The 18,977-nt window shown below is 35.6% G+C and carries 10 protein-coding genes and 1 other RNA gene; 5 read left to right on the forward strand and 6 right to left on the reverse strand.

What is annotated here, in order from left to right; genetic code table 11:
* The coding region (locus AB8B52_RS00005; RefSeq protein ID WP_406023965.1) for a BspA family leucine-rich repeat surface protein at positions 1-1,725 on the reverse strand (1,725 nt) is incomplete at its 3' end.
* 697 nt (positions 1,726-2,422) lie between these two features.
* On the opposite strand from AB8B52_RS00005, the gene AB8B52_RS00010 reads away from it, so the two are divergent.
* On the forward strand, positions 2,423-4,108 hold the full coding sequence (locus tag AB8B52_RS00010) for a pseudouridine synthase (RefSeq protein WP_406023967.1): 1,686 nt from the start codon (positions 2,423-2,425) through the stop codon (positions 4,106-4,108).
* 359 nt (positions 4,109-4,467) lie between these two features.
* On the opposite strand, the gene fahA is transcribed toward AB8B52_RS00010, so the two are convergent.
* Positions 4,468-5,760 carry a fumarylacetoacetase gene (gene fahA / locus AB8B52_RS00015; RefSeq protein ID WP_406023983.1) on the reverse strand — a complete coding sequence of 431 codons (1,293 nt, stop codon included), beginning with the start codon at positions 5,758-5,760 and terminating at the stop codon, positions 4,468-4,470.
* Between the two features lie 110 nt (positions 5,761-5,870).
* Here fahA and glyA point away from each other — a divergent pair, with 110 nt between their 5' ends.
* On the forward strand, positions 5,871-7,145 hold the full coding sequence (gene glyA, locus AB8B52_RS00020; RefSeq protein WP_406023969.1) for a serine hydroxymethyltransferase: 1,275 nt from the start codon (positions 5,871-5,873) through the stop codon (positions 7,143-7,145).
* A gap of 316 nt (positions 7,146-7,461) precedes the next feature.
* On the opposite strand, the gene AB8B52_RS00025 is transcribed toward glyA, so the two are convergent.
* The 4 genes from AB8B52_RS00025 to AB8B52_RS00040 form a co-directional block, all read right to left on the reverse strand.
* A complete protein-coding gene (locus AB8B52_RS00025; RefSeq protein ID WP_406023971.1) occupies positions 7,462-9,042 on the reverse strand; it encodes a hypothetical protein in 1,581 nt (526 codons plus the stop codon).
* 164 nt (positions 9,043-9,206) lie between these two features.
* Positions 9,207-9,974 (reverse strand): hypothetical protein, encoded by a 768-nt coding sequence (locus AB8B52_RS00030; RefSeq protein ID WP_406023973.1) that lies wholly within the window; start codon positions 9,972-9,974, stop codon positions 9,207-9,209.
* Positions 9,975-10,057: 83 nt separating this feature from the next.
* Complete coding sequence (locus AB8B52_RS00035) at positions 10,058-10,447, reverse strand: acyl-CoA thioesterase (protein ID WP_406023975.1); 390 nt, start codon at positions 10,445-10,447, stop codon at positions 10,058-10,060.
* Between the two features lie 7 nt (positions 10,448-10,454).
* A complete protein-coding gene (locus AB8B52_RS00040; RefSeq protein WP_406023977.1) occupies positions 10,455-11,483 on the reverse strand; it encodes a glutaminyl-peptide cyclotransferase in 1,029 nt (342 codons plus the stop codon).
* 88 nt (positions 11,484-11,571) lie between these two features.
* Between AB8B52_RS00040 and ffs the strand changes: the two genes are divergently transcribed.
* From ffs to AB8B52_RS00055, 3 genes are all read left to right on the forward strand, one after another.
* An RNA gene (gene ffs / locus AB8B52_RS00045) (signal recognition particle sRNA small type) lies at positions 11,572-11,670 on the forward strand.
* A gap of 144 nt (positions 11,671-11,814) precedes the next feature.
* The gene (locus AB8B52_RS00050; protein ID WP_406023979.1) at positions 11,815-12,618 is read left to right on the forward strand and encodes an SDR family oxidoreductase; all 804 of its coding nucleotides are present in this window, start codon (positions 11,815-11,817) and stop codon (positions 12,616-12,618) included.
* Positions 12,619-12,751: 133 nt separating this feature from the next.
* Positions 12,752-18,977, forward strand: a 6,226-nt coding sequence (locus AB8B52_RS00055; protein ID WP_406023981.1) for a choice-of-anchor L domain-containing protein, incomplete at its 3' end; no start/stop codon positions are given.

The raw sequence follows: 18,977 nt of genomic DNA on the forward strand, positions 1-18,977 counted from the left end.
AACAAAGTTAAGGGTGTCGGTTGTTGTTCCTGTGATATTTCCAGCACAAATATCAGTAGTAGTTGGAGCTGCTAATGTTCCATTACAGTCAACAGTTAGAGATGCTAATGCAGGTGTTACAGGAGCAGTAGTATCATCATAGTTGTAAACTTGATTGGCTGTAGTTGTATTTCCATTACCATCATCAAATGTCCAAGTAATGGTTGTGCTCCCGCCTTCGACAAAATTAAGGGTGTCGGATGTTGTTCCTGTAATAATTCCTGCGCACACATCTGTTGTGGCTGGAGCTGTTAATGTTCCGTTACAGTCTGTGGTTAAAGCTGTTAACGTTGGTGTTACGGGCGCGATATTGTCTGTAATAATTACATTTTGATCTTGAGTTGAAACATTACCATTTCCATCATCATAAGTCCAAGTTACAATAGTTGTCCCTATTGTAGTTATAGGGAATGTAGTATTATGGGTTCCTGAAATCACAATACCACAAGTATTAGTTGCTGTTGGTATATCTAGAGTAGTGACTTCACATTGAGCAGTAATATTTGGAAGTATTGTAGTGTTTGGAGTTGGAGGAATATTACTGATGACTTCAACTGTAGTTGTGCATGTTGATATATTTCCGTTACCATCATTAGCAGTTAATAAAATTGTATTGGTACCTAAATCAGCACAAGAAAAATTAGTTTGTGATACACTTAGCGATAGTGTACCACCACAATTTACTGTTGACCCATTATCTATGTCACTTGGATCTAAAATAGCATTGCCTGTAGCATCTAGCAAAAGATTAAAAGGTGTAGTTCTACAAATGGCAGTAACAGGTGAACCTGCGGACCCATTATCTATGATTGACCAACCAAAATTAGAAATCATGTTATTTCTTGCCGCTGTCCCAGCACAATAATTACTAAGACCTGCATTAAAATTCACACCGCTTTGGAGAGTTAGGTTATTCCAAGCAAGAAGTAGCGCATCGTAACTATTTGTTGTTAGGGCAGTATCTAATAACATATCAGTCATATTAGTAACATTGCTCACATCCCAAGCGCTTAAATTCGTGTTAAAGTTTGTGTTTGAATTAAACATATTAGACATATTCGTAACATTGCTAACATTCCAAGCACTTAAGTTTTGATTAAAATTTAAAGCATTTCTAAAGAGATTAGACATATCTGTAATGTTTGATACATCCCAATGTGCCGCTGCACCATTTACATTTGTGGCATCTCTAAACATACCAGACATTGATGTTACTAAACTTAAATCAGGTGCATCTGGAGCCGCTGTGTTAATAATTAAGTTACTGCATCCATAAAAGGCATTTTCCATACTCGTCCAAGACATTGCGCCCCACCTTGCTATGGTTATAATTTTGTCTTTGTCTCCACTATTGTTAAAATAAATTCTCGGAAAGCTTCCTCGTATTCTGATTGTATATATCCCAGGAGCACCAAAATCATGAGTTACATCACCAGTTATTCCAAACTCATCAAATGTACCATCACTATTCCAATCTACGTCGTAGTTGTAGCCTGCACCAATAGTGGGAATTGTTATGGAAGTGGAGTTCGAGGTGCCAGGATTTGTGGTGTCCCAAGTTGTAATGAATCTAGTTTGTCCAAATAAGCTTGTACTTAAAATAAGTACGAAGATTAATTGAATTAAAAAGAGGTTTTTTTTTTGTCTAAAGACAAAAGGGACATTTTTTGAGTAATGATTTAACATATCAAAAGTATTTATAGTTAAATGTTAGAACATTAATATTATCATTAATATTCTAAATAGGGATTTTGAATAAATCGCTTTCGTTTTTCTAAAACAATTGCAAATTCACTCTAAGGGAGGGCAAATATAGAATGTTAAAATCTATTTACAAAATAGAAACACGATTAAATACATATAAAATCGTTGAAATACATTTTTTTTTAACATTTAAGTAGATTATAATATGCGAATATTCAAGGAAACGCCTGTGATTACAGGTTCTGTCGTAAGTTATGATTAGATGTTTTGTTTGACGTCTATTTTATAAGTATGGACTAATTTTATAAGAAAATTAATATTTAATCTAATATTTAAGCATCTATAAGTGTTTTTCAGGTGTTTAAAATAGAATGATTCGTTCAATTTTTAAGAATTAAAGTTTAAACTAATAAAATTGAAAACGTAGTTTTTTTAATTCACCAATAGTTTTTTAATGACTCTAAAAAGGATCAATTTTCAACTCTTATGATGCTATAAAACGCAACAATCTATTTTTAAATCTTTACTTGAATCTTAGAGTAAGATTTATTATCATTTTTAAAAACACTATCAGGTTTTGTTTGCATGATTATTTTAGACAATTCCAAATTTTAGATTAATTTTTAAAGCAGCGCACATTGTTTGTAATTTCGTTTCTTTGTAGACTAACAAAAATTGTATGTTTCTAACTGAAAACACGTGTTTTCATTCAATCGAGCTCAATACTTCGGAAGACTTACCGAAACAATTCACCTATCCGTTTTATTACACGCCGCATTCACTTTGTATTAAAGCTGCAGATGAGGTAAAGACCTATTTAAAAAATCAAAGAGATTTTCAACACAACTTCGGATTAGACGCTACCAAAAATGGCTTGAAAATCGGAAAGATGTTTGGTGTTATGATTGTTAAAACTCATAAAGATCAGTTGGGTTATTTAGCAGCATTCTCAGGAAAACTGGCAGAAAGCAATCATGTAAAAGGATTTGTCCCTCCTATTTTTGATATGCTGAATAAAGATGGTTTCTTCAAAAAAAATGAAGCGTATTTAAATCGTTTAACTGCTGATATTGAAACTTTAGAACGACATCCAGGCTTGGAAAAATCTCAACTAAATTTAAAACAAATCAAAATTCAAACCGCTAAAAAACTTGAAGATTTTAAAACAATAGCAAAAGTAGAAAAACTCAAACGAAAAGAAAAAAGAGTAGAGGCAGAGCTGTATTTTTCAACTTCTGAAAAAGAATTATGTTTTGAAACATTGAGGCAGAAAAGTATTCAATCTAATTTAGATTTAAAATACTTAAAGCTGAATTGCAACGTTGAGGTACAAGGTGCTGAAAAGATTTTATCGCAATTATTAGAACCTATTGGTAGATTAAAACAAGAACGGAAAGCACTATCTGCAAGTTTGCAGAAACAAATTCATGAACAGTATCGTTTCCTCAATGCAAAAGGAGACACTAAAGATGTAATCGATATTTTTAAAAGTACCGATTTAGGGCAACCTCCAGCAGCAGCTGGTGAATGTGCTGCACCAAAATTGTTTCAATATGCTTACGAGAATCATCTGAAGCCCATTGCTATGGCAGAATTTTACTGGGGAATTTCACCTACTAAAGAAGTTAGAAAGCATGGCCAATTTTATCCGTCGTGCAGAAGTCGCTGCGAGCCTATTCTAGGTTTTATGATGCAAGGTTTAGAAGTAGAACCAAATCCTATTAAAACCGCTGGTGTTTTTAAAGGTGAATTAGAAATCATATACGAAGACGACTTTCTTCTTGTCTTAAACAAACCGCATGAGTTTTTATCTGTACCAGGAAAAACCATAAAAGATTCCGTGTTAACCAGAATGAAATCGTATCTGCCAAATGCTACAGGACCTTTGTTATTGCATCGTTTAGACATGTCTACATCTGGCTTATTATTGGTTGCGAAAAATGAGAGAACGCATAAAAATCTTCAAAAGCAATTTATTAATCGAACCATAAAAAAACGATATGTGGCGTTATTAGATGGAATTCTAGATAAAAAAGACGGGACTATTGATTTGCCATTGCGCGTAGATTTAAATAATAGACCAAGACAATTAGTTTGTAATGAACACGGTAAAAAAGCAACTACGACGTTTGAAGTTGTGGATGTCAAAAACAATAAAACCAGAATCCATTTTTATCCAATTTCAGGAAGAACACATCAGTTAAGAGTGCATGCAGCACATCATTTAGGATTAAATAGGCCTATTGTAGGAGATGATTTATACGGCATACCATCAAATCGATTACATCTTCATGCAGAAACGTTAAGTTTTGAGCATCCTGTAAAACGAGAGTGGGTAAGTTTTAGTTGCGAAGCACCTTTTTAAAAATGAATTCAAGTTACAGTTCCTATGCCCACAGAAAGTACTAGTTTTGACTTTCTATCCGAGCTTTTCTCTAATCATTAAAGAGAAACAAAAGTTAATCCATTTATTATAATTTCTCTGTGAATCTTCGTCCTTTTTCTCTAAGTAGCTTTGTGTAACAGTTTTAAGACAAGTCGCGAAAATCAATAAAATCTCTGTCAAATGGTTTTCAGCACAAGACTTCTATTATTAATATTCTATATTCTGTGTTCGGTCTTCCGTCATCTGTCTTCCGTCAAAACAACACTAATCACCCTTCAAAATAACAAAGCCCATAATTAAATATTACGAGCTTAGTTTTTATCAAAATATATCTTTTCTTATTTTTTCTTCTTCGGATTAAAAACAGGCAATAATTGCGTTTTTACTTGTCCAAATCCAATTCTAACATCATCATTTTCGCAATAGCCTCTCATCACTACCGTATCGTGGTCATTGATGAATTTACGTTCTGTACCATCTTTTAATTGAATTGGTTTTGTGCCTTTCCAAGTTAATTCGAGCATAGAACCATAAGAATCTTCTGTTGGACCAGAAATGGTACCACTTCCCATCATATCACCAGAATTTACAGGACAACCATTAACCGTATGATGTGCTAACTGTTGCGCCATATTCCAATACATATATTTAAAATTCGATTTACAAACCGTCGTCTCTTTACCACCTTTTGGAATAATACCAGCTTCTAAATGAATATCAAAGCTATGTTTGCCTTTGGTTTGTAAATAAGATAGTGGTTGTGGTTTTTGTTTTGGACTATTTACTCTAAACGGTTCTAAAGCATCTAAAGTTACAATCCATGGCGACATAGATGATGCGAAACTTTTTCCTAAAAACGGTCCTAAAGGTACATATTCCCATTTTTGAATATCTCGTGCAGACCAGTCATTAAAAACGACTAGGCCAAAAATATATTCTTCGGCTTCTTCAATAGGAATTGGTTCACCCAAATCATTAGCATCTGTTGTAATAAATGCCATTTCTAATTCAAAATCAACCAATTGACTAGGACCAAAAACAGGATTTTCTTCGCCTTCAGGAAGCATTTGTCCTTGCGGACGATTTACAGGTGTGTGCGTTGTTATGATTGATGAACTTCTGCCATGATAACCAATTGGCATATGTAACCAGTTGGGCATAAGCGCATTCTCTTTACCTCTAAACATGGTACCAACATTTGTAGCATGTTCTTTACTGGCATAAAAATCAGTATAGTCTCCCACTTGCACAGGGACTTTCATTTCTATTTCATCCAGTCTAAAGCAAATGATTTCTTTATGCTTGGTGTTGTTTTTTAGTATGTCATTATTGGCATCAAAAATTTCAGCAACACGATTTCTTACAGCACGCCATGTTTTTCTGCCATCAGCAATAAAATCGTTTAATGAATCTTGAAGAAAAATATCATCTGTTAGCGGAATACCATCAAAATAGCCTAATTGATGCAACGCACCTAAATCTATGGCTGTATCTCCAATTCGTGTACCAATGGTAATAATGTCTTCTCTTGTAAGGAAAACACCAAAAGGGATATTTTGAATAGGAAAATCAGAATACTTATTGACGTACAACCAAGAGGCTCTGTTTGGATTATTAGCGGATAATGGCATAATGCTGTTGTTGATTAAATGTTCATTAAATTCATTCAAACCTACATATTTTTTAAGATTTAAACTAATGTATTCACTATTTTTGTATGGATTTAACAAACACTTTATTTATGCAACGCGACGAACAAATTTTTGAACTTATTAAAGCCGAAAAAGAACGCCAACTCGATGGTATAGAACTTATCGCCTCTGAGAATTTTGTAAGTGACCAAGTGATGGAAGCTGCAGGTTCTGTATTAACTAACAAGTATGCAGAAGGTTATCCTGGTAAACGTTATTATGGTGGTTGTGAAGTGGTTGATGAAGTAGAAACCATTGCTATTGAACGTGCTAAAACCTTATTTGGTGCAGCTTATGCTAATGTACAACCACATTCTGGAAGTCAGGCAAACACAGCAGTATTTCATGCCTGTTTACAACCAGGTGATACCATTTTAGGATTCGATTTATCTCATGGTGGACATTTAACCCATGGTTCTCCTGTTAATTTTTCAGGTAAATTATACCGTCCTACCTTTTATGGTGTGAAAAAAGATACAGGACTTATAGATTACGATATGTTGGCTGACCAAGCTCAAATAGAAAAGCCAAAAATGATAATTGCTGGTGCTTCTGCATACTCGCGTGATATCGATTTTAAAACCTTTAGAGAGGTTGCAGATAGTGTTGGTGCTGTTTTATTGGCTGATATTTCGCATCCGTCTGGTTTAATTGCTAAAGGCATTTTAAATGACCCAATGCCGCATTGCCATGTGGTCACAACCACAACACATAAAACGTTACGTGGCCCTCGAGGCGGACTTATAATGATGGGCGAAAATATTGATAACCCATTTGGTATTATATTAAAGAGTGGCAAACTTCGTAAAATGTCAGGTCTTTTAGATTCTGGAGTTTTTCCAGGAAATCAAGGCGGACCACTAGAACACATCATAGCTGCTAAAGCAATTGCTTTTGGAGAAGCGTTGACGGACGAATTTATGCATTACATGTTGCAAGTAAAACATAATGCAGATGCTATGGCAAAAGCTTTTGTAGCTAAAGATTATCATTTAATTTCTGGAGGAACAGATAACCACATGATGTTGATTGACCTTAGAAATAAAAATATTACTGGTAAAGATGCTGAGAACGCCTTAGTTAAAGCAGATATTACAGTGAATAAAAACATGGTGCCTTTTGATACGGAATCTCCATTTGTAACCTCTGGTATTAGAGTTGGAACTCCAGCCATTACTACAAGAGGATTAAAAGAAAGCGATATGCCTTATGTGGTTGATTTAATTGATGAAGTGATTAACAATTATGATAACGATTCGGTTTTAGAAGAAATTGCGGTTAAGGTGAATGCTTTAATGAGTGGTCGCCCTTTGTTTAATGCTTAATTATTATAAAACCTTTTAAGGGTTTAAAACTTAAAAAAGTTTGAAGTCATAATTAAAAAGCCTTTCAATTTTATTTTGAAGGGTTTTTTGTATTCATCCAAATGATTTTTATAACAAAAGAAATTAATAAAAGGATACCAAGTAATACAAAATAATCTGAAGATAAATTTCTAAAGTTCGGTCTTTTTATTTTGCTAAATAGAGCAATGACATACATTAAAAGTGATAGACCATTAAAAACTAGCCATAAATATTTTAGTATTTCAATGATAAATTTTGAATAATTTACTTTTGATTTCAAAAATTAGAATTGGTATTAATCTTCTTCAAAAATGATGCTTTCATATGCACCACAATCCGCAGGATTTAATCTAGTTGTATTTAATATATCCTGAGTGAATAGTGTGATAACGTCGATACTTCCTTGTCCGTTAGCTCCAGAATCGTCGCCAATCTGCATCAAGTTTTCAAAAGGGTCTTTAAAATCCGGATTTATATTAAAGACATTATTTTCATAATATAGTGGGTCTTCAAAATCATAATTACCTGTACCTTCAAGATCATCATTATCAAATTGTATTAAACAATTAGTGAATTTGTAATTAAAAACATTGCCTTGGTTCTCTAATAAAATTTCAGGATTATCATTACCGTAAATAATACAATTATTAAAATTGGCTTCAATTAAGTCATTCGTTAAAACAGTATTGTTTTCGCCAACAATAAAATCATTGAGGAGTAGGGCAGGGAACTGACGAAAACTACTATTCCAATAATTAGCAATGGTGCAATGTGTAAAGTTGTATTTCCCTCCGAGCGTTCCTGCAAAAGATGATTGTCCGCAATTATTTATCACCACATTTTCGGCTTTGATTGAGGTTGCTCGCCCTAAAATACCAAAACTACTCACATTATAGATTTGTGTGTTGGTAATGGTTAATTTATCATTGGTAGTGTCTTGGTTACCTTCAGATAATACACCAATGGTTGCATTTTTAATCGTAGTATAATTAATACTATTATTTTCACTACCGTTAAATAACCAAATAGTTCCCCATTGTCCTGGCACATCGGCAAATAATGGCTCTAGGCGATCTCCTTCTAAAATGACTTCATTTTCTAAGGTCTCTTGGTCAGTACTAAAAGAACCATTAATGTTAAGTGAACCACCATTAGTAACAATGATACCAGATTCTGAATGAAAGTGTACACGTGCACCAGCCTCCATCGTTAACGTTTTGCCTGTGTCAACTCCAGCGTAACCATAAATAACATAAGGTTTTTCGTTGGTAAAGGTGAGTTCTTCGTCTGCTAGAAAACGGCCTTGTAAAGTGGTTTCATCTGGTGTGCCATCTCCATCTGCATCAAAGGTTAGCGTTTCAATAATACCAGTAACATCGTCTTTATTAGGATATATAAATATTGCATCCTTAACTAATGTTACCACATCGATATCTTGTTGTTTACTGCCAGAATCGAATAGAATTCTATCGGTATATAAAAATTGATTGTCTAAGGTACCTAAGCTCGAAATATCTATGGTCGTTTCAATAAAAATAAATAAACTATCATTAGCTAATAATTCTACATCCTCGAAGAATTTACCAATTTGTGCCTCATCTTGTAATCCTGTAGAGCCGTCTACATTCATTCTGTAAAGTGAATTCTCACCATTTTCTAGCCTAATGGTTGGTATCACTATATCATCATCACTACGATTATAAACTTTTAGATTGTAGGTGCTAGACCCAATATTGCTAAAAACAGTATCTAAATAGATGGTATCTCTAGCAAATTCTAAATTTCCTGTGCTTGGTGAAAACTCAAAATCGTTTCGACAAGAACTCCAAAATAGTAAGATTCCGAAACACAAAAAAAATGACAGCAATCGCTTCATAAGTTGTAAATATAATTAAGGCTTAAAAGTATAACTTTTGAAGTTAGGATTTATTATGAAGACTTATTAATTACCGACAATTATTGTAGTTTAAAAACCGATTAAACTCGAAAAACCCTTGTTTCTGAAACTAAACTCGGAATAAATTAAAACATTATGTCGTTCTAATCTTTAATGACATTCTTTTTGCCGTATTGCTCTAAAAGGATATTAAACAACTGACTGTTTAAAACTAATTGCTCTAAGAGTTCCATTTTTTGCTCTTCTTTTAGTAATTCAGAACTAAGATATTTTGCCTCACAAAAATCGTAAAAAAGATGTGCTTTATCTTCTGGTATCTTAAGATTATCGGTCAATAATTGTTTGTTGAAGAACGTACTTTTTTCAAATAGCGAATCCATTTGTTTATAAGTAATAGGTTGGTAAGTCGGTTTAATATATTTGTCTTTCTTTTTTAGAAGTTTAGCAACAAGTCCAATTATTGCTACAAAATCTACACCATAAGATTCTACCTCTGGTTTGTATAAATGCGGATTGTTTTTTATGTCTTCATCAATTAAATCTTGAAGATCAACATTGTAACTTTCAACCTCAAATACGGGCTGTTCAGGTTCTGCCATAACTTCAACTTCATCGAGCTCAGTTAAAATTTCTTTAAGTTCAAAAACGGCTGTACCTTCAAAATGAATGGGTTGTAAGGCTATTGTTTTGTTATGATAAAACAAAGATTCAAAAGAAAGACTATCGCTAACTTTTGCTTCAATTTTAAAATCTCCGTCCTTGTTGGTTACCGTGACTCTATTTTGTGTTTTATTAAAAACCGTAATGTTTTTTATAGTACCATTGGCATCATATACCTTGCCATTTAAGGTCTGAGCTGTTATTGATAAAGGTAAATAGATGAGAAAAATAAAAAGAAAGTAATAACGCATTATTGTACTGATTGATCTGCTAAAGAAAAGTATTTCAACCGAAACAGATGCTAACGTTAAAAAAACTTTAACCTAATAATAGCTTAATCGAATAATTCAGCAATTTCAGAAATGATGCGTGTTGGTCGTTGCGTTTTAGAATCTATTAAGCACCATTTTGCTTTAGATTGAACGACTAAGCGGTTGGTTTTAGTGTTAAAAATTTCTACGTGCCTTGTGGTAGTGACTCCTTCAACGCTAGGAACATAAGTTTTTAAATGCAATTGATCTCCAAGAAGTGCTTCACTTTTGTACTCTATAAAATGATTGACCAAAAACCAAGAATAAGTTTCTAAAATATCTTTTGTCGCATAAGTCAACCAATGTTCCTTAGCAATATCTTGAACCCATTGCACGTAACGTACATTATTAACGTGGTTAAGATCGTCTAAGTCTTCTTTAGAAACCGTTATATTTTTCTCAAATATTTGCACAATACGATTAGCGCTTTTTTATTTTAACCTCAAAAAGTTTATCCCAATTTTTTCCTGTCACAAAAATAGTCTCACGTTCTGGGTGATAGGCAATACCATTTAAAACATCTAATTTTGAATGTTGTTTTACAAGTTTCTTTAAAGGTTTAAAATCAATCACTCCGTCAACACCACCGGTTTTAGGATTAATAATAACGACACCATTGCGTTGGTAAATATTAGCAAAAATTTTACCGTCAATCCATTCGAGTTCATTAAGACTTGGTATTTTCCCTTTTTCGGTATAAACTTCAATATGGCTTTGTTCTGTGAGGTCTTCAGAATTCAAAAGAAATATTTTTTCTGTACCATCAGATTTATAAAGTGCGTCACCATCATTGCAAATTCCCCAACCTTCTTTACTTGTACCGTAATTAAAAATTTCTAATTGTTCAAAGGAATTGACATCGTAAATGAAGCCACGTTTTGCTTGCCAAGTGAGCTGATAAATTTTATCATTTAGTATAGTTAAACCTTCACCAAAGTATTGATCTTCTAAATTTATATTTTTTAAAACTTCTCCAGTTTCAAAATTTACTTTTCTCAATTTTGATTCTTTTTTCTGGCCGGTACTCTCATAAAGTTCTCCCTTATAGAATTCTAAGCCTTGCGTGTATGAGGTGATGTCGTGCGGAAAGGTGTTTACAATTTCATACGTATAAATCTCAGGAATCTTATTATTAAACAACTGTATAGTTTTTGTTATGGTTTCAGTGGTCTCACCAATTTTAATTTTTGCAGTAATTGTTTTCTCTCCTAAGGTCATAGTGCTTAAAATTGAATTATGGTCGATTGGTTTTCCATCCATCTCATAACTTACAGAACCGAGAGTTAAGTTTTTAGGATTGTTTATTGATAAATTAAGCGTGTCTCCAAGCATCAAAGATTTAACACTCGTATTTATTGATAAACTTAATTGTTTTGAGGTTGATTTATCACCACAATTAGTTAGTATTAAACTTAAAGATAAGAGAATGAAATATTTAGCTAGTTGCATAGTTGCCTTTTAAATTTGGGGCAAGTTATTAAATAAAATTCAGTTTAAAAATCATTGTGAAAGTATTAAAAGATTGTATCTTTGCCGCTGGCAAGTCCTACACAACCAGCTCCTGTTGAATCCTCCAGGGCGGGAACGCAGCAAAGGTAAATGGTTGTAGCGGTGTGATGTAGGTAGCTTGCCTTTTTTTGTACCCTATACTCAAATCTTGAAAGTTTCGACTTATCGAGTTTTCTTTGATTAAGACGATCTTAATTGTAAGTCGAAAATTCATGTTAAAACGCTCATAGTTTTTGGAACTTGTATCGTCTATATCGTAAATTCGCTTTGTATGGCTAAAGTTGTATTGATAACAGGTGGATCTTCAGGAATAGGGAAGTCCGTAGGTGAGTTCCTTCAAATTAAAGGATTTAAAGTCTATGGCACTAGCCGTAATCCTGAGCGTTATCCGAATAGTAAATTTCCAATTATAGCCTTAGATGTTACCAAAAAAGAGACTATTTCCACCTGTATTTCTGAAGTTTTAAGCAAAGAATCAAATATTGATGTCTTGTTAAACAATGCAGGCGCAGGTATCACTGGTCCTATTGAGGAAATTCCTGATGAGGAAATTAAACGAAACTTTGAAACTAATTTTTTTGGACCAATAAACGTGATTAAGGCGGTTTTACCGTCGATGCGAGAGCACAACTCTGGTCTAATTATTAACGTGACTTCGATTGCTGGTTATATGGGTTTACCATATCGAGGAGTTTACAGTGCTAGTAAAGGGGCTTTAGAATTGATTACCGAAGCTTTCAGAATGGAATTGAAAGGTTTTAATATTAATATGACTAATGTAGCTCCTGGTGATTTTGCAACTAATATTGCAGCTGGTCGCTATCATGCTCCAGTTTTGGAAAGTTCGCCTTATAAGCAAAGTTATGGTAATACGCTACATATGATGGATGCTCATGTAGATAGCGGTAATGATCCAAAACAAATGGCTGAAGCTATTTTGAAAATTATAGAAGCAAAAAAACCAAAAGTGCATTATAAAGTAGGTGCATTTATGCAAAAATTTTCTATTGTTTTAAAACGAATTCTTCCAGGTAAGGTTTATGAGAAACTCTTGATGAGTCATTATGAACTTTAAAGATTTGTTCTAATTCTATTAAAAAAATCAAATATAAATAATTGAAAATCAGATAAAAAAATTAGTTTTTAATTTTTAGACCAATTGACGTAGGAAAAATGCGATTGAGATTGTTAAATACATAGATGTATATATGACGAATATGAATGAAATTAGAAAGTATCTTTTATGTTTAGGTTTATTTGTTAGTGGTTTAGGATACGCGCAAATAATTAATATCAATAATGCGGCTGATGCACAATCTACTTTAAGTATGCAGCAGCTCGTTACTGATGTTCTTATTAATAGCGATTGTGCGGTCATTGATAATTTTTCAGAACAGGTGTCTGGACAACCAGCTGATACGCAATCTAAAAGCTATGGTTATTTTAGTAGACCTGCTGGAAGTGATTTTCCATTTGAAGAAGGAGTCGTATTAACCACTGGTATAGCCTTTGCAGCTGGAAATACTGTAGACAACGGTAGTCCATTTCCTGATTTCACAAATGGATTGCCTGGTGATGCGGATTTGCAGGCAGCTTTAGGTATTGGAAATACAAATGATGCTACATTCGTTAGTTTTAATTTCGTACCTACTTCTGACGATTTCAATTTTCGCTTTTTAATGGCATCTGAGGAGTATGACGGTAATACTGAATGTCAATTTGCCGATGGTTTTGCATTTTTGTTACGGGAAGTAGGCACCACAGCTTATACAAATTTGGCAGTTTTACCTAATGGTCAACCCGTTAGTGTTAGAAATATAAATAATTCAACTATTTGTGCTGCCAATACTGAGTTTTTTGAAGGTTATAACTTGGGAAGTACGAATTACGGAGGAAGAACGGTAGTTTTAACTGCAACTGCGGATGTTATTCCAAATCAAGCTTATGAAATAAAAATTGTTGTGGCAGATCAAGGAGACTCCGCTTGGGATTCCGCTATTTTCTTAGAAGCTGGCAGTTTTAATATAGGTTTAGATTTAGGAGCCGATTTTACAGTAGCTGGTGGAAACGCAGCGTGTTCAGATGATCCTTTAATATTGGATACTCTAATACCAACTACAATAGCAAGTCATACTTGGTTTTTAGATGGTGTTGAAATTCCTGGTGAAACAGAAACGACCTTAAATGTTGTTACGGATGGAACTTATACGGTAGTTGTAGAATATGCTTCAAATTGTACGTCAACAGATGACGTAACGATTGAATTTGCCCAAAGTCCTATCGCAAACCCTATTGACGATGCGCTAATTTGTGATGATGACAATGATGGTTTTTGGACGTTTGACTTCATGTCGTTTAATCCCATTATTCTTGGTTCACAGGTAGCGAGTGATTTTTTTGTTAGTTATCATTCTAGTCAAGATGGTGCTAATACGAATACCGATTTCTTACCACTTATCTATACAAATACTGTAGCATATCAGCAAGAAGAAATTTTTGTAAGAATTCAAAATAATGATAGTCGTTTTTGTTTTGATACGACTAGTTTTTTAATTAATGTATTTGACCCTCCAACAACTGCAAATATAACTTACGAAGAATGTGATAATAACAGTGATGGTGACAGTACAAATGGTTTTTTAGAGTTTGATTTAAATGCTTTAGAAGCGCAAGTTTTAGGAGGTTTGAATCCTGTTCAATTCAATATTAGCTATCATCTCAACCAGAATGATGCGGATATGGATCAAAATGCGCTACCATTAAATTATACCAATACAAATGCGAACAATCAAAATATCATAGTAAGATTAGAAAATGTCGATAATGAGGCTTGTTATGTTACTGCTGTTGTTAGTCTTATTGTAAATCCGCTGCCTCAGTTGCAGAATACAACCTTAGTACAGTGCGATGAAGATGGTAATCCAGATGGTTTTACAGAATATAATTTGAACGAAGCTAACCAAAATATTATGGTCAGTGGAAATACGTCAGGTTTTACCTATACGCATTACTTGAGTTTGGTTGATGCTCAAAGTGAAAATAATAGTCAAGTTCCTTTTCCTTTTATAAATACGGTTAATCCACAAACTATTTATATTAGAGTTGTAGACGATGCTTCAGGCTGCATAAGTATCGGTGAAGTTGTATTAGATGTTACAGCAACTGATATTGGGAATGCCGATTTAGATACTTGTGATGATGATTATGATGGGATTGCATTTTTTGATCTTACAGAAGCTGATGCTACTATTTTACAAAATTTACCTGTAGGCTTAACAGTCGCTTATTATGCTACTGCGAATGATGCACAATTAGAAATTAATCAATTGCCTGATGCATATCAAAATACCACGCCTTTTAACCAAATGATTTTTGTCAGAGTAGAAAATGCGAATGAGTGTTTTGGTATTAATACTATGAATTTAACCGTAAACCCATTACCAGAAGATAATGTGGTAACCGATACTATATTTTGTAGTGGCGATGCAGCTGGTGCTTTAGTAGATTTAACGCAATTTGATGCACAGATTTTAGGTGGTCAAAATGCAGCTGACATAGATATTTCTTATTATGAAAGTCAAGTTGATGCAGACGCAGGCACTAATAGTTTACCGAATCCTTATTTAACAAGTTTTGGGTTACAAACTATTTTTACTAGAGTTGAAAATACGGTGACCAATTGTTTTATTTCGAATATATCTTTCGACATTACTGTCAACCCACTACCACAATTAGTAGCACCCACACCATTAGAGGTCTGCGACGACGGAGTACCAGACGGCTTAACAGACATCGATTTAAGCCTAAAGATCACAGAGATCACAGGCAACAATCCCAACTACACCGTAAGTTACTACGAAACCATAGCAGAAGCAGAAACCCAGACCAACACTTTACCATTGCTATACACCAACATAAGCAACCCACAAATCATTTTTGTAAGGGTAGAAGACACAACCACAGGCTGTTCAGACACGACTGAGTTAGAGCTGGTTGTACAACAAGCACCCATAGCCAACACACCACAACCGTTACGCTATTGCGATCCAGATAACGATGGCAATGGTATTTTCACTTTAACGGATGTAGAAGCAGAAATCACAGGAGGAGCCGCAGGATTGTCAGTCACTTATCACGAAACTCAGATCAATGCAGAAAATGGGGTCGATGCGATAGATACGAGTATCGCTTACGCCAACATCGTTCAAGACATGCAAACGCTTTACGTACGTGTAGAAAGTGCCACCATCGCTACAGACTGTGCCACGATTGTGGTTTTAGAATTGATTGTAGAAGACACACCACAACTCACCGCACCAAGCCCATTAGAAGTCTGTGACGACATTTCAGCCGATGGCTTTGCCGTGTTCGATTTAACGACAAAGACGGACGAAGTACTCAACGGCCAAGACGCCACCCCATTCAACTTCACGTATTACCAAAGCGAAGCGAATGCAGAGGCCGCAATGAACCCAATAGCCAACCCATTAGCCTATACCAATACAGTAGCATTCAACCAAACGATTTGGATCCGCGTAGAAGATACTACCACGGTTTCCGGTTGTTTTAAACTCATCAGTTTAGAGCTGATTGTGAACCCACTACCTGTTTTAATCACACCACCACCCTTAGAGTTGTGTGATGTGACGGATCCAGCAGCCGAAGACGGCCAAGAAGCGTTCACCTTAGAAGATGCCAATGCGGCGATTCTCAACGGTCAAACCGGCATCACTCTAACCCATTACGAAACGCAATTCGATGCAGACAACGCCACAGACCCAATCACCAGTCCCTATGTAAATACCATGAATGCTCAGACGATTTTCGTAAGAGCAGAGAATGATATTACAGGTTGCTACAATACAGTGACAGTCACATTAAGAGTGAATCCCATCCCATCACCAGAACCCGATCCAGAGCCGATTGAAGTCTGTGACGATGACAATGATGGCTATGCAGAGTTCGATTTAGAACAGCGTACCATCGCCATTACCAACGGAGAAACTGATATTGTGATTACCTATCACGAGACAGAAACAGAAGCCGAAGTTGGAGAGAACCCCATCACAGGGCTATATATGAATATTGTACCAAACAACCAGTTCATTTACGTACGTTCAGAAAACACGCTAACAGGTTGTTTCAGTCTCACACAAAACCGACTAGAGCTGATCGTTAACCCAGCACCAGAAGTGCCAAGCACCTTAGCACCTTACACGATTTGTGATATGAACGACGACGGACAAGCCCAGTTCGATTTAACCACTAAAGACGACGAGGTACTTAACGGTCAAGATCCAACACAGGTGATTTTAACCTACCACACCAGTGCAGCAGATGCACAAACAGGAAACAACCCAATTATTAACGTAGGCAACTATACTAACAGTAGCAACCCACAATTGATCTATGTGCGATTATTCGATCCCGTGACCACGTGTTTTGATACTGGAGTGTTTGAATTGATCGTGGCCTTACCACCAGAAGCCGTACAACCAACACAACTGAATCAATGTGATGATTTAGGTGAAGTACCAGGCAATGAGATCACGGTATTCGATCTTACGGTAAAAGATGCAGAGATCACGGCAGGTAATGCCAGTTGGTCTGTCGACTATTATGAAACGCTAGCAGAAGCCCAAGCACAAACTAATGTAATTCCAGATCCAACGCAGTATACCAATACAGGGATCAACGGAGCCTTACCTAACCCACAGACCTTACATGCAGTGGTAACCGATACCAATACAGGTTGCATTAGTTTTGTGACCCTTACCATACGCGTGTTACCAAATCCAACACCTACAGCAAGCGCCTTATTACCTAATATAGAGTTGTGTGATGATAATGGAGCAGGAGATGCCATAGAGGTGTTCGATTTAACCGAAAACCAAGTACTGATCCGTAATGGGGAAGTCGGAGTCACGATCACCTACTACGAAAGTCTAGAAGATGCAGATGCAGGTAGTAGTGCGATTGCAGACCCAACGCAGTATAGCAATATGGAGACACCACAAGAGATCTATGTACGAATGACCAATGATCTTACAGGCTGTTACGAACTCGTAGACTTCACCATTATAGTGCACCCCTTACCAGAAGTTGTTGCGGTAACAGACTTTATCCAATGCGAACTCAATACGGATGGACAAGACAGCTTTGATTTAACGATCAAAGACGCAGAAGTGTTAAACGGACAAGATGCTACATTATTTGCAGTAAGCTACCATGAAAGCTTAGCCGATGCAGAAGCAGGAATTAATGATTTGGTCAGTCCATACAGCAACACACTAGGCAATCCACAACAAATCTTTGTAACGATTACCAATACAGAAACAGGCTGTTCTATCAGCACCCAAAGTTTTAATATCGAAGTACAAGAAGCAGCACAGGCGAATCCAGATATGGATCCCATCCTTTATGAGCTTTGTGATGATGCTATGGAAACGGATGGCAATGCAACAAACGATAGTACTCAATTTGACTTAACAGCGCAAAACGCAGACATCTTAGATGGTCAAGATCCAGTAAACTATATTGTGAGTTATTACGAAAGCCAAGACGATGCCGACAATAAGGTAAATCCATTGCCAACTTTGTATGAAAATATTACCAACCCACAGGTGATCTATGCGAGAGTCGATAATGACACCTTAGATGGTATGGGAGCAGATACGTCCATCTGTTACGAAACCGCAGAACTCACGTTACAGGTGAATGCCTTACCGCTATTACAATTAGAAGAACTTTATATTCTATGTGTGAACACGGACGGATCCGAAATACGCGAACCCTTAGTGATCGACACGGGTTTATCAGCATCAGATTACAGTTTTGTATGGACGCTAGATGGCACAGAGATTACAGGTGAAACAGGTTCGAGCATCATGCCAAGTCAAGGAGGTACATATACCGTAACTGTTACAGATGAAACCACATCATTAGAAACCAATTGTAGTAATGATGCTACTATGATTGTAGAAGAAAGTGAGCGTCCAACGTTAACGATCAATTTATTAACAGATGCCTTTGCAGACAATCATATCCTAGAAGCCGTTGTGGCCGAGGAAGGAGATTTTGAATACAGTTTAGACGGAGGCTTATGGCAAGACGATCCTATATTCACCAATGTGTCACCAGGTCTACATGAGATAACTGCCAGAGACAAGAATGGTTGTGGATTAGACACGGCAACGAAGTTTATTATTGATTATCCATTATTTTTTACACCCAATGGAGACGCACAAAATGAAACTTGGAACATCGAAGGTATTGGAAATGATGCAAAAATTTATATATTTGACCGTTACGGAAAGCTATTAAAGCAATTAAGTCCCACCGGAACAGGTTGGGATGGTACCTTTAATGGCAGTATGATGCCAACGAGTGATTACTGGTTTACAGTAGAGTACACCGAGCCAGGCACCACAGAAC

This window comes from Winogradskyella sp., assembly GCF_045105575.1.
Lineage (GTDB): Bacteria > Bacteroidota > Bacteroidia > Flavobacteriales > Flavobacteriaceae > Winogradskyella.